Below are 23,092 nucleotides of genomic sequence, written 5' to 3'. Positions count from 1 at the left end.
ATTAACAATTTAACAATATTAATTTAAGACTGCTTTTTTAAACTGTTCATTAATAGGCATAGACAATACAACCGATTTAGTATCACCTAATACATGAATTTCTTTGTCTCCAATACGATGACAAGGAACTTTAATACGCTTTAAAAATCGCTCTATTGCTGTTGATGTTACTGTTACATATTCTGTAATACCTTGACTAACAGCGTGTTTATATATAGCTTCAAATAGTTTCATTGTAATTTCACTAGCAGAGTTATTTATCTTGGAGCTATTTTTACCTACAGCAAAACGACTTAATTCGACTATATTAGGATCTTTGGGAGCACTCTGTTGACCAAGCAATTCAGGAAAAACACTTTTCAGCATATAATCACCTGTTGTAGGTAATAAACGCCAGCATCCACTTACATTTTCAGTATCATCACAAGCATAAATATATTCTGCATTTGAGTTATCATACTCATCTGATTCAAGGTTATTTTCTACAACTAAGTCCCACTCAAGTCTTTGCTTAAACACTTGATAACGAAGACTTAGAATACCTTTATACTCCTCCGATGGAATTGCCAAAAAATCCGATTTTTTTATCATTATAGTCATACCAACCTCCCTTGCGTTTAGTCGACTATAACAAACCATTTTCTTGCGTAAACCTGTACGATCCTACAGGTACTTATGTTAATCAATTGTACTCCTGGCGATACAATAGTGTGACAAGAATCCAATTTATTAGAATCAAATGCCAATCCATTACCGTTTTAATGATATATAACACGCAAAACTTGCGATAAACAATAGGTAAGGATAAAGAGATGGGTATGAAAGACATAAATGCCGACGACACTTACAGAATAATTAATAAAATTAAAGCTTGTAGAAACAATAATGATATTAATCAATGCTTATCTGATATGACTAAAATGGTACATTGTGAATATTATTTACTCGCGATCATTTATCCTCATTCTATGGTTAAATCTGATATTTCAATTCTAGATAATTACCCTAAAAAATGGAGGGAATATTATGATGACGCTAATTTAATAAAATATGATCCTATAGTAGATTATTCTAACTCCAATCATTCACCAATTAATTGGAATATATTTGAAAACAATGCTGTAAATAAAAAATCTCCAAATGTAATTAAAGAAGCGAAAACATCAGGTCTTATCACTGGGTTTAGTTTCCCTATTCATACGGCTAATAATGGCTTCGGAATGCTTAGTTTTGCGCATTCCGAAAAAGACAACTATATAGATAGTTTATTTTTACATGCGTGTATGAACATACCATTAATTGTTCCTTCTCTAGTTGATAATTATCGAAAAATAAATATAGCAAATAATAAATCAAACAACGATTTAACCAAAAGAGAAAAAGAATGTTTAGCGTGGGCATGCGAAGGAAAGAGCTCTTGGGATATTTCAAAAATATTAGGCTGCAGTGAGCGTACTGTCACTTTCCATTTAACCAATGCGCAAATGAAACTCAATACAACAAACCGCTGCCAAAGTATTTCTAAAGCAATTTTAACAGGAGCAATTGATTGCCCATACTTTAAAAATTAAGTACGTAAGTAAAGCTTTATACCTATAGGGTTTTCTCTTTGTTACTCTGTTTTTTGTGGAAAATTGATCTCATACATTTCCATGAAATCTTGACGAATAACCTGTTCTAGGTGAGAGGCTTTTTCTGTTGGACAAAAGATCATGTAATGTACTTTTTGATCGCCCATTGAAGTGGTCGTAATATGGATATGAGGCTCTGAACCTGGAAGATCTACACCTGCGTGCTTCTCTATTACGCTGTTATAGCGGCGTGCTACTTCAATAAATTCTTCACAATGAACATCTATCTTTGCTAATAAATCCGGCAGCATTGGATATAGATTGACAAACTCTTTAACGCAAATTGAAAAGTTATGATAAACATAGCGTTTCATGAAATTCAGGTTTTTTACCGGATAAGTAAAAAACATACTGTTTGGAAGCGTGGCTGTTTTTCCGGTGTAATCGTATTGACCGTGATGCAAGTCGATCTCTTGAATCACAGTTGCCATCATATTGTGCTCAATAACTTCCCCACACAAAGCTCCTACTTCAATCCAATCTCCAATTCGAAATGAGCGAGAACTTGCACGTTGAATTGAACCAGTAAAGCACAAAATAATTTCTTTAGATGCTACCACTATTGCAACAGCAATAGCTGTAACAGATAAAGCAAACTCATTAATCTCTGATTTCCAAAGAATAAATAATATAATAAGCAAGAAACTAAATGAACCATTCTTAGTTCGAGAAATCCATTTACGCTGATCCTCAGTTAAAAATGCAACATCACCTCGGATATGCTTCACGGCATAATGACGCAACAAAAAAATAAAGCTAATAATCAACAAACTAAAAATTATTTTATTTGTTAATAAAAACTCCATGCTCATTAATAACCCACTCACTGACACCTCCTTCCCGTCGACAAATTGTAACTTATTATCTAACAGATAAATCTCGTTACTACATAATAAAGCCACCAGCTACTATCTATTTACACGGACTTAATTAGTTTTATCATCGTATTTAATAATCGTTTTCACTATACACGATTCACCTCTGCACACTCTCCTTCTTCGTATAAACTGGCACTACTTTATCACTTGACTTTTGACTCTAAAATACCCCACTTATAAATATTTCAAGATACTATAAACAAAGGTTATCTTTTTTTATTCTCTTTTACTTATTTAATAAAACCTTAGCTCAAACTATTCATAGGAGCAATATTTTACGTAAAATCACGAAACGTCCCTATTGTAAAAAAAATGTAAATAATATACATTCTCAATTGGGATCATTCCCAAAAATCTGCCTTTTCTAGCCTATAGAAAAGGTAAACAAAAAAACTGGCCAAACAAAAGGATAATACCTATGAATAAATTACTTCTTACTTTACTTATTTTTACAGCTTCACTAGCTCCACATGTTTCAGCAAATGACGGAGATACTGACGATACAGATATCATCTACCACCAATGTTATTTAAACCCTGTTAGCTGCTTCTAAGGGTTTTAATCAACATAAATTTATCTCGCCTTAAAATAGAAAGATCTATTTTAGGGCGAGATAATTAAAAATAAACAAGGTTAATCTATGAACAGAAAAATAATTAAAACATTAGTTTTAGTCCTGATATTCACCTTTTTTTATATTTCTTTTCAGGCTAGTGCAAATGTAGAACCAACAAGTAACAATAACGAAATTCCTTCCCACCGTTTTGATGCAGCATGGAAACTTCATTTTGTTCATGACTATGCAAAATTAATGAAAACGCTTCCTGACCCTCTTTCGGTAACATCACGAGAACTTAAAGCAGCGTTAATAAAGCATGGTCACACAGGTATCGATCCAGATGCCGTTTTTTATAATGAGTTCCAAAGTGCAATGAGTAGTTCGCGTAGCTATAATGGCTGGGCACACCATGAATCGCCCCATAAATCTTACACGCTCTCTCAAGCAGTTATGCTCAATACTTTTAATAAATTCAGAGATACTTTTCCAGGAACCATTAACGTAGATACAGGTATTTACACTCAAGGGGCTGATGGTGATATTTTTGATGAACGAAATGAGGTTCGTCTTCTCTCATCGGATTTATGGGACATTGCTTATTACGATCTGGATATTCAAACCACTTACACAGCAGAATTAACCCAATTTTGGAATGAAAATAGTGAAAGTTACACTCAATTAATGCGAGACAGCTTTGCTTTTTCTGCTCACCAGCAATATCAATTAGGCTTGTTAACGCAAGGTGACTATCAACTCGCCATCTCTCTTCTTAAACCCATTCGTCCTAATAATATAAATGTTTATCGATTCGATATTTATGGGTATGACTCTACGGATATTCTCGTCATTGAACAAAAAGGAAGCACTGGTGGTTTATTATATATTCCAGGAAACGCACAACCATTTATTACCTATAGAACAGAACGACAATTAAGAAAAACCTTATATAAACGATTACAACATCCTGAAAGTAAAAATACATTATTAAGCCATTTTAGCCTGTATTTACGCCAAGATGGCGGCACATATTCGGGAGTCGAAAGCGCTCTTACTGAACTAATTAATGGCAATTGGGATAAACGCTATTTCATGATGAAGCACCACCTTATTCATGGCAATGTCTTTGCTAGAATGACAGAGCAAAGAAAAGCTCGAATGGCGAGTGATGGCGATACCTCTATAAAGTCCAATAGCGAATCTCAAAGGGATTACATACTCTCGATTGCCAATAGTTTAGTAGTCTTTTTTCCCATAGTTGACATTTTAGTCCCTGAGCTTGGGATCCCGTTAACAATATCTCTTAGCAGTACACAACTTGGCCTGAGCGTAAATAAAGCCGTTACTGGTGATTCATTATCAGAACGATTAGCCGGTACTCGAATGAGTGCTGTGAATGCCGCCATTCTTGGTACTGCAGCCGTACTTCCAGTGATGGTAAAATATGGCCAATCTCTCGCGATATCGGTTGAAAGAGAGGTGGATTTATTGCCCAACCGCATACTCTTAAACGAGGGAGTTTCAACTGAAACATTGGATCAATTCACATCAATGCCTAAGATCGTTAATCACCCTCAAACAGGTGAAGACTTATTAGGTGTTCGATTAACTGATTCAGGCAGAAATACACTATTAAGAGCTGATGGTTTTGGGTATTTTCGAGAGGTCGATCCTGCCAGTGGTCGCTTAATTTTAGACAGTCAAGTCGTTCGTACTATCAACATGGAAACCAGTGAACCCCAATGGCTTGAACGAGGTGGACTTAGAGGAGGAAATAACAGTGGTGATGGAATCTCTTCTACTGAAGTAAATTCAGACGGTTCAACAAATCACAGTCAAGCTTCTGAAATTCTATTACCTGAAGATCTTCCTGAGCATCCAGGCTTAGGCGGTTCAGGTTATGCAGATATGACTGGAGGTCGAGATCTTGAAGCACTAAAAGATTTCTATGAATTAGAACAACAAGTTGATCCTTATGCTTATCTTACTGATACAAAAAAACTGCATCGTTTAGGTATTGAGGCTCAAAGAGAAATTCAAAATGTTCCTTTTTTAAGAGGCTATCAATCCGAAGTAAATGGCTCATTAGTTTTTAGAGGAGATACCCGACTTCCAGATGAGCTATTTCATTCTGGATTTACACGTAAAATTGAACCCGTTTCTTATGTTCAATTAGCCCATCATACAAAAGCAATTCGAGGTGTTATTTCGACAAGTACGGAAGAAGCCGTCGCAGTTAATTATGCATTAGACAGCCAACGTGGATACGTTTATGCCATTGAACTTAACCACGGAGGACAAGTTGTCGATACGCTTCTACGAGATGAATCACTCAGTGAGATTGCAACATTAAATATTCCACCGGAAGACATTATGTTTGCTGTTGGCCCATTTAATCGTATTAATTCCAGTTATCGAGAAGTGGTTGAAAATGCGGCTTATCGTACCGCTGAACTTAGAATAAACCCTCACGCAACCGCATCACCAGAAGTTGCCCAACAAGCTTTTGACCGTATTAAAAATACGTTGAAATATGAGTTAAGCCCTAACATGTCATTTACAGATCGTTACGCTAGCCGCACAGATCTGTTCTGGTATGAAGATGAGGCGGTATCAACACCTCTAAATAGTGACTAATTCAATAATTTTCACCGAATATAAGCACTCTTGATACATTCAAGGGTGTTTAACTTTTCGTCTTGAAATATGCACAAGATATAAAAGTAACAACAACTTGCTTACATTTACCTTCAATTAATCATGACTATAACTTACAAAATAAATTGAATTATCCATCCCAAAAAAACAAGTCTTCATAACCTCCAGTCAAACGTACAATACTCTAACGAATTAACATAAAAATCTACATTTTCAGATAGATCACAAAATATAAAACTATTTATACAATCTTTTATTTATAGAAATACTTTTTGATAATTATCAAACCACCCAAAATCGATTCACGCAAAATACCCCTAAATGATTAATTCAATACAATTTCTAATCTTTAAATTTTAAACGAGGTATTTATGACTCAATCGGCTGATAAAGCACGTAAAGTCGGTATTGGCAGCTATGTGGCTCTGGCCTTTGCTGTTGTGTTCTTCTCTGGCTTTATGCAATCAAATGAATGGTATGGTGTTTTTGACTTTACAACTCTAAATGGTTCATTTGGTAAAGTGGCGTATTCTGTTTCTGAAACTGCGGATGGTGTTCAAGCTGCAACAACCTCTCTTCGTGGTAAAGGCGGTAGCGGTGCTCGTGACGGTTTCATTTTTGCATTAACTCTTATTCCTACCGTTATGTTTGCATTAGGTATGATTAACGTTCTTGAGCATTACGGTGCACTTGATGCAGCTCGTAAGCTTCTTACTCCTCTTCTACGTCCATTAATGGGTATTCCAGGTAACTCTGGTTTAGCATTAATCGCATCATTACAGAGTACCGATGCGGGGGCTGCGATGACTCGCCAACTAAAAGACGAAAAACATCTAACCAAGCGTGAGACTGACATTTTCACAATGTTCCAATTCACAGCTGGTGCAGCAATTGTAAACTTCTTCTCCTCTGGTGCGGTGTTATTCACGCTAACTAACCCAGATGGCTCTTTAGCTGTTCCATCATCAATTGGTCTAGCTGTTGTTGTTATGTTTGCTTTCAAATTTGTTGGTGCAAACCTATTCCGTATTTACCTAAATATTACTGAAGGTAAAGAAGGACAAGATGACGACAAACAAGATAAAAAAATGACTGAGGAGACAGCATAATGAGCGACGTTAAAACAAAAAAACCTATGGTTACAGACATCTTTGTTGAAGGCGCTAAAAAAGGCTGGGTTATTGCTACCACTTCAACGGTTCCTAACGTATTAATGGCATTTGTTATTATCAAAGCACTGCAAATTACAGGTGCACTTGATTTAATGGGTTCTATCTTCTCTCCTATTATGGCTATCTTTGGTCTTCCGGGTGAAGCTGCGGCAGTATTAATTGGTGCTTGGATGTCAATGGGCGGCGCAGTTGGTGTGGTTATTACTTTGTTTGACCAAGGCATCCTAAATGGTGCTCACATTGCGATTCTTGCACCTGCAATTTACCTAATGGGCTCACAAGTACAATACATGGGTCGTATCATGGGTCCTATTGGTACTGAAGGTCGCTACATTCCAGTAATGATTGCTATCTCAGTATTAAACGCATTCGGTGCAATGTTTGTTATGAACATGATTCTATAAGGATTTCAGATGAACTTTTCTCTAAACGATTATCTAGAAGAACTACGCCCTCTTATTGATGTGGACTGCGGTACTTACACTGTTGAAGGCATTGAAGTTATTGCTAACCAAATGGCAGCTAAATACGAAGCAATGAACGGCTGGTCTGTTAAGCGTATTGACTGTGGCAAAGCAGGCGTTGGCCTTGAAGTTCGCAACAAACCTGAAGCTGAACATATTGATGTGATGATGATTGGTCACATGGATACGGTTTTCCCTGTAGGTACAGCAGCTGAACGACCAATGTCTTTGGATGCTGAAAAAGCGTATGGTCCAGGTGTTTCTGATATGAAATCTGGATTATTAAACGTGGTATATGCACTACGCAACCTAGACCAAGCTGTATTAGATAAACTGTCTATCTGCGTGTGTATGAACCCAGATGAAGAGACAGGATCACTAGATTCAGTTGATTGGATCCAAGAAACAGGGAAAAAAGCGAAAAACGTATTGGTTGCAGAAGCAGCTCGTGCGGACGGTGGCTTAGTTAAAGCTCGTAAAGGCATGGCTCGCTACAAAATGACCTTTCACGGTAAAGCAGCTCATGCAGGTAACGAGCCAGAGAATGGCCGCAGTGCAATCACTGAAATGGCTAACTGGATCTTAGCGACAAACGCGATGACTAACTTTGAATCAGGCACTACGTTAAATGTAGGCGTGGTTTCTGGTGGTGCTGGCGCAAACATCGTTCCTGATTTAGCGACTGTTATCGTTGATGTTCGTTTCTGGGATAACGCAGAATATGACCAAGTAGATACAAGGTTAAATGGCATGATTGAGACGCCATTTGTTGATGGTGTATCAATTGAACTTGTTCGTGAAGCGTATAAACCTTCTATGGTACCATCAGAGCTAACTGAATCACTAATGGCGATGATTGAAGAATCAGCTCAAGAATTAAACATTGATATCAACTGGAAAGAAGTAGGTGGCGGCTCTGATGCTAACAACACTGCGATCTTAGGTGTTCCAACATTAGATGGTCTAGGTCCTATCGGTGCTGGCTTCCACAGTGCTGACGAGTACTTACTGCTTGAGTCAATCGAACCGCGCATTAAGTTATTAATGAGCATATTGACTAAGTTAGCTAAGTAGCATTTGTGATATAAATATAACAACGCTTTAGCTAGGTAACAAAATAAAACAGCGAGCCAAGTGCTCGCTGTTTTTTTATCTTTTTCAATCGATACGTCTTTAATTAATAAGACACGGTTTTCATATATTGTTTTGGGGTAATACCAAACTGCTGATGGAAACGTTGACTAAAACGTGTTTCAGATTGATATCCACACTGTAATGCCAGATCTAGCTGACTTTGCTTTCTCTCTTGCATTAGAGAGAGTGCATGACTCATTCTCACGTTCGCTAATACCGTTCTAAAATTGGTTCCATCTTGATTCAATCGACGAATCAATGTCGCTCGACTCATAGAGAAAGCATGTGATACTTCATCTAACTGATAATTTTCTGCGGGATCTTTTGAAAAATAAGCACTCAGTTTATTTTGCAAAGAATCATGTGATTCTGAAAATAAAATATGCAATGCCCCTACTTCTATTAATTGCTGATAAAAAGCCAATAAATGATATTTCTGCACATTAGAACTTAAATTCTGAGAACTCATCTCGATTAGTAAAGAAAAGCCATACGCTAATGTTGAAGAAATCTTAATAGCGTTAAGATGTTCATGCCTACGTCGATTCTCTTTACTCGCCTCTATCATTTCAAGAGTAGGTGGGAACAAAAAGCAGAGCTGGACAGAATAAAAATGATCTTTTGTTGGCTTATTAATAAAACTCAGACCTTGATTGGCAGCAGTTAATAACCACGATTGAGCATCAATATCATAATTTTCAGTGCCTTGAATTACTCTTTTTATACCAGATTTTACCCAAATAATACTTGGAGCATAAATATGAACATTACGTAAATGTTGATCATTAACGCCTGAATACGTTTGTATCTTAAGCAATGATTCGTTCATTTTATGCTCCTAGTTCTTATCAATTAACGCACATACGTTGCTGTTAATACCGCTTTGTCTAATGCCATGCTATTTAAAGTATAACCAACTACTGCAGGTGAAATGTCTGCTGGTAAATCGATTTTTTCTTGTGGTAATGCCCACACTGTATATTGATATCTGTGCATGCCATCACCTTCTGGAGGACAAGCACCACCATAGCTCATAGTGCCGAAGTCATTCTTAGTTTGTAAGATATTTTTCATTGGTGAACCTTGCTCAATACTGTGTACATTTGCAGGAATATTTAGAGCCAACCAATGCCACCAACCACTACCTGTAGGTGCGTCTGGATCAAACACAGTTATAGCAAAACTTTTTGTTCCCTCAGGTGCATCTTTCCAACTTAATTGTGGAGAGATATTATCACCAGTACAGCCCATACCTGAGAAAGTAAACTTGCTATTCATCAATTGACCTTCATGCACATCTGTACTTGATACTTCAAAAGCTTGGCTAGAGAATGATGCAAGAGTAAGTAACACTAATAATGCTTTGTTCATAATAATTTCCTTCACTGTTTATAGAGTGTTCTAATTAAGTACAGGAACATTATTACGAATAAAACAAGCTAAAAACCAACACAAAGTATCAAATGATAATTAATTTAAACTTATTTTGATACTTTTAGCAAAAAAACATTAATTACGAAGTTCTAAGGTATACATCATTGTAGATGCCATCTCATCACCACCGTCTGGAGGCGCTACTACCCCGAACTTTGTATTTTCAAAGAAAAGATAAAAAGTGGTATCTGCAGTTAATCCACTTCCAAGCGGTAAGCAGCTTGATCAATAATATAAGATTCAGACAACACATGATTAATGTCTTGTACTGATATATTCACTTCTTGATTTGGCTTCAATGTGAACTCTACAACTTTGTAATCATTTGGAGAGATTAAAATTGAATCTATATTATTTTCATCTTCTGTGTCACACCCAACCAATAGCCCTAGAAGTGCAACAGGTAACACTTTCTTTATATTCATAAAATCAATCCAACATATAAAAACAAGTCATATTAAGTATGGTATGTTTTTTCATAAAAAAAAGCCACTTAGGACTAACTAAATGGCTTTTGGCGCATACACTTTAGGAGCAATATGCTTTTGGGGATACGGTTATACTAGGCTAAAAATAGCACATGAAAAAGTGAACACTTCACCCAGTATCCTTTCCCCTTTATACTAAGAGCAATAATAGTATTTTACGCATAGGCAAAACATGAAAAGTAGTGATATTTTACTTGGAAAACTCAATACAGAGTTCAAAACCGTCTCTGCAATGATTGAGATTTATTGTAAAAAAAACCACCACTCTGAAACACTGTGTGAAGAATGCCAACAATTAATGGACTATGCAGAAGTACGATTAGATCGTTGCCCCTATGGCGAAAACAAACCCACCTGCAATACTTGTCCTATCCATTGCTATAAGCCTGAACCAAAAGAGCAAATGCGTTTAGTGATGCGTTTTTCAGGCCCAAGAATGCTACTGCATCACCCAATACTAGCGATTCGTCATCTATTATCAGAAAAAAGAACCGTTGTAGATAAGCCACAACCTAATGCTTCAAACCGCCATATTCGACTTAAGAATGGAAATAAAGAATGAACTGGACATTAGATCAATTAAACGCTTTTGTAACCTCAGTAAAATGTGGTTCTTTTTCTGCTGCAGCACGTCAAATGGGGAAAGCTCAATCACGAATTAGTACCGCAATTTCCAATTTAGAGACAGATCTTGGATTTGAACTGTTTGATCGAAGTGCTCGTTTACCTGTTTTAACTCAAGATGGCAAAGATATGTTTGTAGAAGCTCAAGCTATTTTAGAGCAATGTGAACGGCTACAAGCTCGAGCAGATACCGTCTCAACCGGTGAAGAAATAGCACTCACTGTCGCATTAGATGAAGCTGTACCTATTGACGTATTTGAAGACTTCTTTCAAAAAATCTCAGCTAAATTTCCATTATTAAAACTGACAATTATTAATGGCTCCCAAGCTGATATTGCACGATGGGTAGATGAGAAAAAAGCAGACCTTGGATTTTTATTTCGAGTTAATGTTCTGTCAGATTCGTTAGAATATTTATCCCTTGGCTTTTTTAATCAGGCATTAATTGTCTCACCAGAACACCCTTTAGCTCAATTTGAAAAGCCGACGTTGATCCAGCTAAATCAATATCGACAATTGGTTATTCGAGATCGCGTAGGCCACTCTCAAGAAAAACCGATTTCTGCTAATCACTGGTATATCGACAGTTATTATTATATTACCGCTCTAGTTATTCGCAGTGTTGGCTGGGCCTTAGTTCCTGAACACATATTAGAATCAGGCTGGTATAAAAACCAAACTCAAAAACTATCTACTGATCATATCCTTGATACATTACAAATTGAGTGGGGAGTAGTAAAACGTAGAGACAGCGGTATGGGCAATGTTATGAAGTGGATGATAGATGAAATCGAACACACATTTAAAAAACAATAACAATCACTCTTTACTACTCAAATTATTTTATATATGTAATAAAGAGCGATAACCTTTCATAGAAGTCTATTATCTCAGATAATTATGGTCTTTCTCTATCTCTTTTAATTTCAAATCATATTTTTTTTGCTCAATCCGTAGCTTTGTTTCTGGATCCATCACATTAATTGATTTGTTTATGTCTTTTCTCATCGCAGTTATCATAATAATTGCTTCTTGAAATTCTTTTTCGGTCATACTCATAATCTCACCTATAGAGCAAATAAATAGTCATTTACAGTACTGTTACTTTTTGTTTTTTTTCTTTCTAACTCTAAAAGGTATTTTTTTCTTTTTCCGGCATAAACATTTTCTGTTATCATTTTTTCTTTTTTATTACCAAGAAACGCCATAGCTTGATTAATCTTTTCTTTATCTTTATATGTTAAATAGTATATTTCGCATATTATTATTTGAATGGCTTCTTCAACTGTCATGCCACGGCTATTTAAATATTTAAAAATCTTTTTATCTAAATCTGTAAGGTTAGCTAATTGCATGTTCTCTACCTATTTAATAGTAAGAACACGTCCCTGTGTGATGTCTAAGTCACAAATAATATCACCCAAACCTATAGCTTAAAGGGCATGTATAATCTTAAGTAATTCAACTTGCCTATCAATATAAAAAAGAGAATAAAAACGGCTCATCTACTAAATGAGCCGTTTATTTAAATAAGACTTGAAAATATTAGCGAGTTTTTAGTTCAGCTAAAACCTCAACCATAGAAGGCAAAATACGATGACCAAGTTCAATAACATCTTGGCTTGGTTGTACTAAATCAGGGATTTGGTAAGTGATCATTGTTGCGGCAACCGCCGCACGAGTTCCATTATTAGAATCTTCAAATGCTAAGCACGTTTCAGGAGCAATACCTAAACGTTCCGCTGCTAAAAAATAAATTTCTGGATGTGGCTTACTGTTCTCAACCTCACACCCCGTAGCAAGTACATCAAAATAACCATCAAGACCCGCTAATGCTAATTTCTTAATAGCGATATCATTTTGAGTTGATGTAGCAACAGCCATTGGGATCTTATTGGCTTTTAACCACTCTAACAGCTCAATAACGCCTTCTTTAACAGGAATAGCTTGATTCTGAACTATAGAAAAATAACGAATACGCCACGCTTTATTTAAAGCAGGGTAATCGATATCAGGACCATAGCCAGCACGGAAAAGCTCTTCAATACGTTTAGCGTTACAGCCAATCCCCGACAGATAAACATCTTCAAGAAATGGAACATTCTCTGCTTCACATGCTTGTTGAAACACGGACATACACACTCTTTCTGTATCGAGAAGTAGTCCATCCATATCGAAAATTGCAGCTTTAAATGTCATGAGAAACCTTACTGTATGAATAGCAAAAAAACGTTACGTATACCTATAACTCACTATACGTGGAGAATTGTCATAGTAAGCCAAAATGAGAGATGAAAAAAGTGAACTCTTAATTTAAAAGCACTTCCTCTTTAATTACAACCAACCGATAAACTAGCTATAAAAAACCACTCGCATTGCTAATAAAATCAATACGACACCAGATAACCTGTCTATCCATTTCGCTTTACTACGGAGTTTATCCACAATTCTAGGGGAAGATAGCAAACAACTAATAATCGTATACCACAACCCATCAACAACAATAGGTGTGATAACAATAATGGCTTTATCTAAAGGGTCATTACCTACTGCGACAAATTGACTAAACAAAGCTAAGAAGAACAACGCGATTTTAGGGTTTAGAAGTGAGATAAGTAGCCCTTCTTTTGCTGACTCAACAATCGTAACTTGTTGTCCAGATTCAAGCTTTGCTGCAATTCCGCCAGTGGAACGCAAGGCACCGAGACCTAAATAAGCCAAATAAGCAGCACCTAAATAGCTAATCCCTTTAAATAGCATAGGTGATTGTTGTAACACTACCGCTAAGCCAATCACGGTAATAAAAGCATAAAACCCAATACCAATTGAATGAGCCCAAGCGGCTGCTATACCATTAATTCGCTTACCAGATAAGGTATGCTTCGCTACTGTCGCTAAACTTGGTCCTGGAGACATTGCTCCCAACAATGAAACCAAAAATAATGAAATCCAAATAGTTAATGTCATTTCGCCTTTAATTCCTCTTTACAACATTGTCTCATTCACAATAAAATCGCACATTCGGTTAAATAGACGAGTTTATAATGAAAAGGTTACTACCACTTTTGTTGCTAGGGGCAACTGCATCAGCGCAAGCAACAGACACTTTACACCAAATCTATATTCAGCCAAGTCTTGCAAACCTAAAAATTGATGGCTCCCATGGTAGCGCTTTAATGACTCAAGTGGGTTATAACTATCATTTCGCACCCATGATTGCGATGGATCTAAGCTATTACATGACGGCATCGATGAATGATATCGCAATGGATAATGATAAAGCATCGGCTACGGGTGCGACTATCGCAGCAAAAATGTATTTCCCAATGTCTTATTATGGCTCTTTCTATGGGAAATTCGGTTTAAATCGTACCAATGTTGAATATCAATATAAAGAAGGTAATCAAACATTAAAACAAGAAGCGGTATCAACTAAACCTTATGTTGCAGTAGGCACAGTAATGAAGCTGTTCCCTTCCGTTACCTTCAACGTTGAATACCAATATATGCCATTAGCTTCTGATGATTACATCTCATCTATTGGTGCTGGTGTGAACTTTATGTTCTAACTTTTAAAAGCATAAAAAAGGGCGCTTCCAATCACCTTGGAAGCGCCCTTTTTATATCAATATAGCTTCATTTATTAAGCCGCTGCAGCTTCTTTCGCATCCGCTTTATTTTTCAAGAAAGCGTAAGTGAAGCCAGTTACTGCTGTACCCGCTGCAATGGCTACCAAGTACATAAATACTGGTGTGATTGCGTTTGGAATAAGTAGAACAAATAGACCACCGTGTGGAGCAAGTAGTTGAGCGCCAAACAACATAGACAGACCACCAGTTAATGCACCACCCGCCATACAGCTTGGGATAACGCGCATTGGATCTTTCGCTGCAAATGGAATCGCACCTTCAGAGATAAAGCATAAACCAAGTACAAATGATGCTTTACCAGCTTCACGCTCACCCGCTTCAAACTTGTTCTTAGCAAGGAATGTCGCTAAACCCATACCTAGTGCAGGAACCATACCTGCTGCCATGATAGCCGCCATTGGACCGTACGTTTGTGAAGCCAGAAGACCTACACCAAATGTATATGCAGCTTTGTTTACTGGACCACCTAAGTCGAAACACATCATACAACCAAGAATCACACCCAGTAATACAGCGTTAGTTGAGCCCATGTTGTTTAGGAATTCTGTTAACGCTGACATGATGCCAGATACAGGACCACCAACGATGTAAATCATCACCAGACCAGTAAATAAACTCGCCACAAATGGAATGATTAAGATTGGTTTTAGCGCTTCCATTGATTGAGGAAGAGATACTTTATCCGCAATGAATTTAGCAGAGTAACCCGCAATGAAACCGGCAGCAATACCACCAAGGAAACCGGCACCTGTTGAGCTCGCCAACATACCACCGATTAGACCCGGAGCTAAACCAGGACGATCAGCAATCGAGAACGCGATAAAACCAGCAAGAACAGGGATCATTAACGCAAATGCAGCGCCACCACCAATGTCCATTAAGGTTGCAGCGATAGTACCCGGTTCTTTAAATGCTTCGATGCCAAATACAAAAGACAATGCAATCAACAAACCACCCGCGATAACAACAGGAAGCATGTGTGATACCCCTGTCATTAGGTGTTTGTACATGCCTTTTTTCTCTTCAGTTTGAGAAGATTGTGTATTACCAGACGCTTGGAAAACCGTCGCATCAGCGAACGCTTTATTCATCTCTTGTTCTGTTTTCTTTAATGCTAAACCAGTGCTTGTTTTATATAGACGTTTACCATTAAAACGCTCAAGAGGAACCTCAATATCAGCTGCGATAATCACCAGATCCGCTTCTGCGATTTCTTGATCCGTTAATTGGTTTTTCGCACCCACAGAACCACGAGTTTCTACTTTAATAATGTGACCTTGGCGTTTACCTTCTTCTTCTAGCGCTTCAGCCGCCATGAAGGTATGTGCAACACCCGTTGGACACGCCGTAATCGCTACAATTTTTTTAGCGCCCGTATCTTCAGCAACCGCTGTTGATGTCACTTCAGAAGCGGTTAATTCTTTTGCGCTGTTCGCTGCGTTTTCTAACCACGCTTGCGTATCTGTAGTACATTCCGAAATAGTGCCTGTATATACTTTTTTACCCACAAAGCGAGCGGTATCTACTTCTGTATTTGCAGCGATGATAATAGCATCTGCACCATCAATCACTTCTTGGCTTAATACATCAACAGGTAACACGCTTGATTGACATTCAATCGACGCAGTCCAATTTAATTTTTTTGCAGCTTGTTCTAATAAACCCGCTGCAATAATGCTGTTTGCTACACCACTTGGGCATGCTGTTACGATAGCTATGTTTTTCATATTTTGTCCTTAATCTATCACTAAGCGTTATTACACGTTGCTAGAAATAGGGTTGTGTAGGGTTACTTGTTGTTGTAATTCTTGTACGTTTTTAATATCTGGAACACCAACGCCGACCTGCGATACAGCTAAAGCAGAAAGAGCGGTAGCAAAAGATAAGATTTGTGAACGATCCCAATCTTGCTGCATGTGACCCCAACATAGGCCAGCAACTAACGTATCACCAGCACCAACCGTGCTTACTACGTTCATTTTAGGTGGTTGAGAATACATCCATTCAGCTTGCTCTTGATTATTTTGACCAAGCCACATCACGCCTTTTGAACCTAACGATACGACGATATTTTCAATGCCTTTTTCAGCAAGATCTTCAGCCGCTTGTTGACATGATTCTGGTGTATTTAATTCACGTCCTACAAATTCCGACAGCTCTTCATCATTTGGTTTAATTAACCAAGGGTGAGCATCTAAACCTGCAGCTAGTGCAGCACGACTGCTATCAAATAACACTTTCTTGCCCATTTGATGCAGTTTTTCAATCCACTCTGCACACTGCTCTGGAGAAATACCTTTTGGTAAACTGCCCGCTAAAACAAAGAAGTCATGATCTTTTGCTAATTCAAATAGGCGAACTTCAAACTCAGCAATCGCCTGTTGTGATACCTCAACACCCGGGAAGTTAATGTCACTCACTCGCCCATCTGATTCAACTAACTTCACATTGATGCGAGTTGCACCATCAACACGAATAAATTCATCTTTAGCCTTCATCTCTTCAAATAATTGACAGAAAAGCTCTTCATTATCACGGCCTAAAAACCCAGTAACCGTCACCTCTGCACCTAAGTCAGACAACACTTTTGCCACATTAACGCCTTTGCCTGCGGCATGAAGTGAGCCTTTACTTACTAAGCTCACAGAGCCAACTGATAACGCATCTAAACTACCGGTTAAATCTAAAGCAGGGTTCAGGGTGATAGTTACAACTTTGCTTTTTAAATGAGTACTCATCAATTAACCCTCGCCCAAACCAGAAGCAATCGCAGCACCAATACCAGCAAGCGCTTCTTTTGCATCAGCACCATCTGCGGTAAATTGCAGTTCATGACCGTGTTTAACACCAAGCGCTATCACTTTCATTAAGCTTTTCGCATTCACGGCTTTGCCATCACCATTTACGTTTAATACGGTGATTTTTGATTCGTATTTTTTCGCTTCAGCAACAAGCATTGCACCCGGGCGAGCGTGTAAACCGTGCGCATTTTTAATTTTAAAGATTGCAGTGTTATCCGCATCAGCATTTACTGTTGTTTCTTCAGTAGAAGTAGAGAACATCGCAAGTAACTGTTCAGAAGTTGCAGATAGAATCGACTCTTGTTGTTGCTCAGCAACCGCCTTAGTGATCGTCGTTAAAAACGCTTGGTGAGAAGCATTACAAGAAGCAATGGCAATCAAACCTTTCACTGGTAATTCATTAAACTCACAACCATTTGCCGTAGTAACAATGGACATGCCAGAGCGTTTTACGCCTTTGTCCGTACTTACTAACCATAAGCCTTTGCCTAAATGAGTCGGTTCTTTAGTTACCAGTTCAGCAACAAATGCGCTCTCTGCGTTGCCGCTATTTTTTAATAAACCGCCAGCAACTGCACTCATTTGGATCATGTCACTTGCAGGGAAAAGTAATTGAATAAGTGATGCATCAAAATCCGCTTCAAACTGAACTTCGCCATTTAATAATGCAATAATGTCAGCTTCGGTTTGTGCTTGTTTTAATTTCTCTTCTACACCATCGGCTGACAGCACTTTCGTTAATTGCTTAAGAATACCTAAGTGCTCATCTGATTTAGCCGCAATACCGATCGCCACATAAACCACATTATCATCACCCCAATTTACGCCTTGTGGAAAATGATGAATGGCTACACCCGTCTGATTAACCAGTTCACGGGTATCAACAGTACCATGTGGAATAGCAATACCATTGCCTAAAAATGTCGAGTTTTGTTGTTCACGATTAAGCATTCCATCAACATAATTTTCTGCAACTAATCCTTTGGTTGCTAGCTGTTTTGCAATCGCTTTTATTGCTGTTGTTTTATCCGCTGCTGACTGCTGCAGCGTAATGTCATTCTTTGTTAATGTCAGCATGGGTCTTAGCCTCTCGCTATCTATGTTCACTGATAATTAATCGTATTTATTGCCTTGCATAACAAACTGAATCGATTCAGCAAAGCATTCAAAAAAAGTTCAACAAATTTATTTCTACGCATTAAATTCGCATTTATGAGTAAAAATAGCGCAAATATCACGCTTTTCAAATTTGCTGAATCCTTTCAGCTTTTATACTGAATCGATTCAGCGTATAATTCAACACCTAAGCTGATTGGATCTATATTTCTATGATCCGAACCACAAAATTAAGGATCCTTACCCATGACATTAGATGAAATTGCCAAACTTGCTGGCGTCTCCAAAACCACTGCAAGCTATGTCATCAATGGTAAAGCACAGAAATATCGCATCAGCGAAAAGACACAATTAAAAGTCATGGCAGTGGTTGATGAGCACAATTACCGCCCTGATCATGCTGCATCTGCATTGCGTGCAGGCAGTAGCCGTTCGTTCGGATTAATCATTCCTGATCTTGAAAACACCAGTTACGCCAAACTTGCTAAACTTTTAGAATTCAATTCAAGAAAAGCCGGTTATCAAATTTTAATTGGATGCTCTGATGATGATCCAGAAACAGAAATGAATGTCGCTCATGCACTTATTAGTCGTCGTATTGATGCACTATTCGTTGCAAGTTGCTTACCTAATGGCAGTGATTACTATTTAGGTATTCAGGAGAAAGGCACGCCAATTATTGCCATTGACCGTTCATTAGATGACGAGCATTTTGGTTGTGTGATCAGTGAAGATTTTGATGCGGCTTACGAGTTAACTAAATCGGTAGTTAATGAGAATGTAAAATCAATCGGCTTAATTGGTGCGTTACCAGAGCTGAATATTTCTCGTGAACGTCAATTAGGATTTGAAGCAAAGGCCAAAGAGAAAGGTTTAGCAAGCATCACAGGTTATGGAGAACACTTTAATAGTGAATCTGGCAAAGCTATTTTTGAACAATGGATAAAAGATGACGCTATTCCAGATGCGATTATCACAACTTCTTATATTTTGCTTGAAGGGATTTTAGATGTACTCATTGAAAAGCCTGAGTTAATGACCAAAATAAAATTAGGCACGTTTGGTGATAACCGTCTATTAGATTTCTTACCCATTAAAGTTAACTCTCTACCACAACAATTTGAGTTCATCGCAGACAGTGCATTAGCATTAGGGTTAAATGCCTCAGCAAAACGCTATCAAGCAGGAATAGAGTTAATTCCTAGGAAGATTATTATTCGCTAGTCGAAAAATTGGCTGTTGCGGCAGCCAATGTATATTCTAATTCTTTACCAAATGCCTGTAGGTACACCATGCTCATCAACATAAGCTTGTGCTTCTTCGCTTAACTCTGGGTAAACAAAATCATCAGCAACTTTATACTCTACGGCTTGTACTTTGAATTGAAGCTCATTATCAAAGCATGTTCCATTCAAAAATACGGAAATCATTCCATCTGGGGCTAAACCTAATAAAATATTATCTTTGTAGGGATACAATCCATTATTAAAGCCACATCTCATTTCATGATATTCACGCATTTTACGTCGAATATCTTCTGATACTTTAATCGTTTTATTATATGTTTTCTTGTTCGCTAATGAATGCCAACGAATATAAAATGAAGCAGGTAGTTTTACACTACGAATGGTATAACCTGAATGATATCGTTCTAAGCCTTCCCAAGAGTTTGGATGCTTAGAAAATTTAGTGGATGTTGTAACCATCCCCTTCCACCCGCCTTGCTTTTCCTCATCTACAATAAGTAAGATATCAACATACGCAGAATAATATTTTGGTGCCATGGTAGAAATAGTCCATTCACCTAATTGTTGAGGTTTTTCAAGTTGACTATCAACACATCCACTTAAAAATAATCCCCAAATAATCAATAACAATCTATTCAAAATGGATACCCTTTCTGTTTTTTATGAAGCCAAACTTGTCTTTCACGTTCACCGTATTGATTAATTTTAGGTTTCATCGTGTACATACCACTATCTAAAGCCCAGTGATCTGAGCAATGGACATAATGTTTTAAAACATAAGATGATAAAGATTCCGGTACTTCTTTTATAATAGATAAGCCTGAGATATTTTTTGAATGATTATAAGTGTCTTCATAACATAAATAGAGTTCTGCTAACCTTCCGTCAAAAATTAAAGTATTTGTTAAAAGTGGAACATTATTATCAGTTGCTATCTTATGCATTAAATTAAATGAAAGTAACTGAAGATCTGGTGAAATATCTCTTGTCATTGATAATGTTGCTCTAAATCGATAATGCTTATTAGTGAGCCTTGTTTTAATAACATTGTTTTGTGAAAAACAACTTGAAGAAACGACATAAGGTAGAAACTCTTGTTTCATCTCTTCTATTTTTTCTATCGCTTTATTATTGAAGTTCTGTGCTGCATGCCAATCATCCTCACTAATAGTACGTAGATATGGTTTCATGATTAGTACACTATCTTTTGGATCTTTGTAACCACCACCAATATCTGAATGAACACCAAGTAAAGCGATTTCTTGATGCTCTGGGGCAACCGAATTTAGAGCGAAATTATCTCTACACTCATGATGAGCGGTAAAATGCACCACTTTATTGGCAATATCTTTAGGTAGATATAAATTAATACCATGATTATTTTCATCTGTTGTATCGAGTAAATCTTTAATACAACCAATTGCTGCAACTGTATCGTATAACCCAATAAAATTAATACTTACTTTAGAAGAACTATTTAATTGTAATTTTTCATACACCAACCCACTCACTTTTTTATGTATTTCATTAGCAAAATGTCGAGCAGTCGCAGCTCCTCGGCTAAAGCCAAAAATATCAAACACAAACTTAGACAAATTATGGTTAATTTTATTTTCAACTATAAGAGCAACTAGTTTTTCACCCGCTAATTGGGAAATCGAAATAACTCCACGATCACCAACACCTAACCCCATATCAGGAAAACGTTGATCTTCTTCAAGAGCTTTAGTGCCAACACCTTCCATATATATACTAAAAATGTTCTCTTTTTCCGAATCATAAGCTTTACTTAAACGCCCAATGTTCGTAACCGAATTATCGTAACTCCCTCGATTTTTTTCTGAAAACTCAGATAAATCGTCGCATATATCTTGAACTTCATCAGGAACAGACGCTTCATCTTCGCACATTGCACCAAAATCAGCATTAAACGAGTTGTTTCCTGTTCCATCAAAGAAAACACCAAAGCGAATTTCTTGCTTAGTAAAATCCAGAACTTCAATTACATAACTCTCGTTATGAACAAAAGTAATATTCCCTAACTTCCCTTTATTATGCTCTTCAAGAAATTCATAATCCGGATTATTACTCCATAAATCTCCCAATGTTGCATGTAGGTACTTTTTACTTTGGTTTTGTTCTGGACCACCCAGAGCTTCTTTTGCAAACTCTGGAACTGGCGATGTTTCTGAATCTAATCGCTTATCTCGCTCTTCGACAGCATCTATCAATGTCTGAGTATCTATAGTAACTTTTACAGGACCACTCGCAATTCCTTCAATATGATTTATTCCAGAAGTCAAATTTACAGTCTGAATAGCTCCGGAAGCATCTTCGATAATGACATCAAAACCCTCATAAGACTGATTATTTTCATCTCTAAAATCCAATTCAATCCAGTTTTTACTCTTTTCACAGGGAATACAACGATCACTCATATCTGGGTTCCTTGTTGTAATTCAGATCGAGTTACTAAGTTCTCTACCTGCTTAACGGTTTTTATTTGCGCGCTATCTAAATACCAGGCTTCATAGATGTCGTGACTTTGTTGTTTACTGTTTTTAATTAGCATGTTCATTGAATATGCTTCTAATTCTTCATTTTCAAGACGATGGGCTCGCCCCTTTGTTAGATGGTTAATTAACTGTGATTGTATATCTGAATTTTTTTCGTATATCTCTTTCATTAAAGAAGGAAGACGCTGCCACGCTAATCGCTCAGTAATCCATGCATGTCTTTCAACTGAATATGATGAATGGTGTTTTTCTATCTTCCACCACGGCTCTGATTTATAACTCACTTGAGAGGAACTATTTTCGTAAGAACACAAAGAACCGACTGACGATATAATTTCTATACACTCTGAACTACCAAGAAATAACGATAATTCTTTCTGGTTAAATGATACAAGCATGGCTTCTAAAACAACTCGGTCATAATAACGAAATAAAACCAACTCTCCATCAAGACCTGCAAACGTTAAACTTTTCCAATGCTGTATATGTGTTTCAATATCATCGGAAAAATAAATACGAAAGCCTGATGGTTTATTGGCAAAATAAGCTAAAAACTCTTTAGGTGGATATGGCAATAACCATGGACCAATCTCTTTCTGTGCATCAAACTCAGTATCTAAATACAAAGGAAAAGCATTACCACCACCATAATGATAAAAGCGCTCAATAACCTCTTTATCTTCAAGAGAATTAACTACCAGATAGCTCTGTTCATGCATTCTA

Annotated in this window: 25 protein-coding genes; 10 read left to right on the top strand and 15 right to left on the bottom strand. The window is 37.3% G+C overall.

Features of this window, described 5'->3' with window-relative positions:
- Positions 1-18: 18 nt before the first annotated feature.
- Positions 19-600: an acyl-homoserine-lactone synthase gene (locus tag HC728_RS09770; RefSeq protein ID WP_005423459.1), complete on the bottom strand. Its 582-nt coding sequence runs from the start codon at positions 598-600 to the stop codon at positions 19-21.
- Between the two features lie 218 nt (positions 601-818).
- Between HC728_RS09770 and luxR the strand changes: the two genes are divergently transcribed.
- Entirely contained in the window at positions 819-1,571 is a 753-nt protein-coding gene (gene luxR / locus HC728_RS09765) for an autoinducer-binding transcriptional regulator LuxR (RefSeq protein WP_238933800.1), read from the top strand.
- A 41-nt stretch (positions 1,572-1,612) separates the two neighbouring features.
- On the opposite strand, the gene HC728_RS09760 is transcribed toward luxR, so the two are convergent.
- On the bottom strand, positions 1,613-2,443 hold the full coding sequence (locus HC728_RS09760) for a mechanosensitive ion channel family protein (protein ID WP_190395411.1): 831 nt from the start codon (positions 2,441-2,443) through the stop codon (positions 1,613-1,615).
- Between the two features lie 484 nt (positions 2,444-2,927).
- On the opposite strand from HC728_RS09760, the gene HC728_RS20285 reads away from it, so the two are divergent.
- From HC728_RS20285 to HC728_RS09740, 5 genes are all read left to right on the top strand, one after another.
- Positions 2,928-3,062 (top strand): hypothetical protein, encoded by a 135-nt coding sequence (locus HC728_RS20285; RefSeq protein WP_255507826.1) that lies wholly within the window; start codon positions 2,928-2,930, stop codon positions 3,060-3,062.
- Between the two features lie 87 nt (positions 3,063-3,149).
- Positions 3,150-5,702: a dermonecrotic toxin domain-containing protein gene (locus HC728_RS09755; RefSeq protein WP_190395360.1), complete on the top strand. Its 2,553-nt coding sequence runs from the start codon at positions 3,150-3,152 to the stop codon at positions 5,700-5,702.
- A gap of 392 nt (positions 5,703-6,094) precedes the next feature.
- Positions 6,095-6,832: a nucleoside recognition domain-containing protein gene (locus HC728_RS09750; protein ID WP_005423467.1), complete on the top strand. Its 738-nt coding sequence runs from the start codon at positions 6,095-6,097 to the stop codon at positions 6,830-6,832.
- Entirely contained in the window at positions 6,832-7,299 is a 468-nt protein-coding gene (locus HC728_RS09745) for a YjiG family protein (protein WP_155688780.1), read from the top strand. Before HC728_RS09750 ends, HC728_RS09745 begins: the two co-directional genes overlap by 1 nt.
- Before the next feature lie 9 nt (positions 7,300-7,308).
- Positions 7,309-8,433, top strand: a complete 1,125-nt coding sequence (locus tag HC728_RS09740; RefSeq protein ID WP_190395359.1) for a M20 family metallopeptidase — start codon at positions 7,309-7,311, stop codon at positions 8,431-8,433.
- Between the two features lie 103 nt (positions 8,434-8,536).
- On the opposite strand, the gene HC728_RS09735 is transcribed toward HC728_RS09740, so the two are convergent.
- The 3 genes from HC728_RS09735 to HC728_RS09725 all read right to left on the bottom strand — a co-directional run bounded on the left by HC728_RS09735 (position 8,537) and on the right by HC728_RS09725 (position 10,352).
- Positions 8,537-9,322 carry a helix-turn-helix transcriptional regulator gene (locus tag HC728_RS09735; protein ID WP_190395358.1) on the bottom strand — a complete coding sequence of 262 codons (786 nt, stop codon included), beginning with the start codon at positions 9,320-9,322 and terminating at the stop codon, positions 8,537-8,539.
- Positions 9,323-9,345: 23 nt separating this feature from the next.
- On the bottom strand, positions 9,346-9,864 hold the full coding sequence (locus HC728_RS09730) for a YbhB/YbcL family Raf kinase inhibitor-like protein (RefSeq protein WP_065595240.1): 519 nt from the start codon (positions 9,862-9,864) through the stop codon (positions 9,346-9,348).
- 257 nt (positions 9,865-10,121) lie between these two features.
- Positions 10,122-10,352, bottom strand: coding sequence for a hypothetical protein (locus HC728_RS09725; protein WP_238933799.1), 231 nt, complete (start codon positions 10,350-10,352; stop codon positions 10,122-10,124).
- A gap of 235 nt (positions 10,353-10,587) precedes the next feature.
- On the opposite strand from HC728_RS09725, the gene HC728_RS09720 reads away from it, so the two are divergent.
- Entirely contained in the window at positions 10,588-10,977 is a 390-nt protein-coding gene (locus tag HC728_RS09720) for a nitrous oxide-stimulated promoter family protein (RefSeq protein WP_072054118.1), read from the top strand.
- Positions 10,974-11,855, top strand: coding sequence for a LysR family transcriptional regulator (locus tag HC728_RS09715; RefSeq protein WP_190395357.1), 882 nt, complete (start codon positions 10,974-10,976; stop codon positions 11,853-11,855). The genes HC728_RS09720 and HC728_RS09715 overlap by 4 nt, the downstream gene beginning before the upstream one ends.
- A 69-nt stretch (positions 11,856-11,924) precedes the next feature.
- Here HC728_RS09715 and HC728_RS09710 read toward each other — a convergent pair whose 3' ends face one another.
- The 4 genes from HC728_RS09710 to HC728_RS09695 all read right to left on the bottom strand — a co-directional run bounded on the left by HC728_RS09710 (position 11,925) and on the right by HC728_RS09695 (position 14,006).
- Positions 11,925-12,098: a hypothetical protein gene (locus tag HC728_RS09710; RefSeq protein ID WP_190395356.1), complete on the bottom strand. Its 174-nt coding sequence runs from the start codon at positions 12,096-12,098 to the stop codon at positions 11,925-11,927.
- 8 nt (positions 12,099-12,106) lie between these two features.
- Positions 12,107-12,394 carry a hypothetical protein gene (locus HC728_RS09705; protein ID WP_190395355.1) on the bottom strand — a complete coding sequence of 96 codons (288 nt, stop codon included), beginning with the start codon at positions 12,392-12,394 and terminating at the stop codon, positions 12,107-12,109.
- 190 nt (positions 12,395-12,584) lie between these two features.
- Positions 12,585-13,238, bottom strand: coding sequence for an HAD family phosphatase (locus HC728_RS09700; protein WP_155657487.1), 654 nt, complete (start codon positions 13,236-13,238; stop codon positions 12,585-12,587).
- Between the two features lie 153 nt (positions 13,239-13,391).
- On the bottom strand, positions 13,392-14,006 hold the full coding sequence (locus HC728_RS09695; RefSeq protein WP_190395354.1) for a LysE family translocator: 615 nt from the start codon (positions 14,004-14,006) through the stop codon (positions 13,392-13,394).
- Between the two features lie 77 nt (positions 14,007-14,083).
- Between HC728_RS09695 and HC728_RS09690 the strand changes: the two genes are divergently transcribed.
- Positions 14,084-14,608 (top strand): outer membrane beta-barrel protein, encoded by a 525-nt coding sequence (locus HC728_RS09690; RefSeq protein WP_011263758.1) that lies wholly within the window; start codon positions 14,084-14,086, stop codon positions 14,606-14,608.
- Between the two features lie 74 nt (positions 14,609-14,682).
- On the opposite strand, the gene fruA is transcribed toward HC728_RS09690, so the two are convergent.
- The 3 genes from fruA to fruB are packed head-to-tail and all read right to left on the bottom strand — an operon-like array spanning position 14,683 to position 18,567.
- Entirely contained in the window at positions 14,683-16,416 is a 1,734-nt protein-coding gene (gene fruA / locus HC728_RS09685) for a PTS fructose transporter subunit IIBC (RefSeq protein ID WP_065639900.1), read from the bottom strand.
- 30 nt (positions 16,417-16,446) lie between these two features.
- The gene (gene pfkB / locus HC728_RS09680) at positions 16,447-17,427 is read right to left on the bottom strand and encodes a 1-phosphofructokinase (RefSeq protein WP_065622531.1); all 981 of its coding nucleotides are present in this window, start codon (positions 17,425-17,427) and stop codon (positions 16,447-16,449) included.
- Between the two features lie 3 nt (positions 17,428-17,430).
- Positions 17,431-18,567 (bottom strand): fused PTS fructose transporter subunit IIA/HPr protein, encoded by a 1,137-nt coding sequence (fruB, locus tag HC728_RS09675; RefSeq protein WP_190395353.1) that lies wholly within the window; start codon positions 18,565-18,567, stop codon positions 17,431-17,433.
- A gap of 285 nt (positions 18,568-18,852) precedes the next feature.
- Between fruB and cra the strand changes: the two genes are divergently transcribed.
- Positions 18,853-19,830 carry a catabolite repressor/activator gene (cra, locus tag HC728_RS09670; protein WP_190395352.1) on the top strand — a complete coding sequence of 326 codons (978 nt, stop codon included), beginning with the start codon at positions 18,853-18,855 and terminating at the stop codon, positions 19,828-19,830.
- A 44-nt stretch (positions 19,831-19,874) separates the two neighbouring features.
- Here cra and HC728_RS09665 read toward each other — a convergent pair whose 3' ends face one another.
- The 3 genes from HC728_RS09665 to HC728_RS09655 are packed head-to-tail and all read right to left on the bottom strand — an operon-like array spanning position 19,875 to position 23,088.
- Positions 19,875-20,492 carry a DUF2931 family protein gene (locus tag HC728_RS09665; RefSeq protein ID WP_190395351.1) on the bottom strand — a complete coding sequence of 206 codons (618 nt, stop codon included), beginning with the start codon at positions 20,490-20,492 and terminating at the stop codon, positions 19,875-19,877.
- The gene (locus HC728_RS09660; protein WP_065621484.1) at positions 20,489-22,291 is read right to left on the bottom strand and encodes a DUF2235 domain-containing protein; all 1,803 of its coding nucleotides are present in this window, start codon (positions 22,289-22,291) and stop codon (positions 20,489-20,491) included. Before HC728_RS09660 ends, HC728_RS09665 begins: the two co-directional genes overlap by 4 nt.
- Entirely contained in the window at positions 22,288-23,088 is an 801-nt protein-coding gene (locus HC728_RS09655) for a DUF4123 domain-containing protein (protein WP_190395350.1), read from the bottom strand. Before HC728_RS09655 ends, HC728_RS09660 begins: the two co-directional genes overlap by 4 nt.
- Positions 23,089-23,092 lie beyond the last annotated feature (4 nt).

Source organism: Aliivibrio sp. S10_S31 (assembly GCF_014694495.1).
Taxonomy (GTDB): Bacteria; Pseudomonadota; Gammaproteobacteria; order Enterobacterales; family Vibrionaceae; genus Aliivibrio; species Aliivibrio fischeri.
This window is presented reverse-complemented; position numbering and strand designations above follow the sequence as displayed.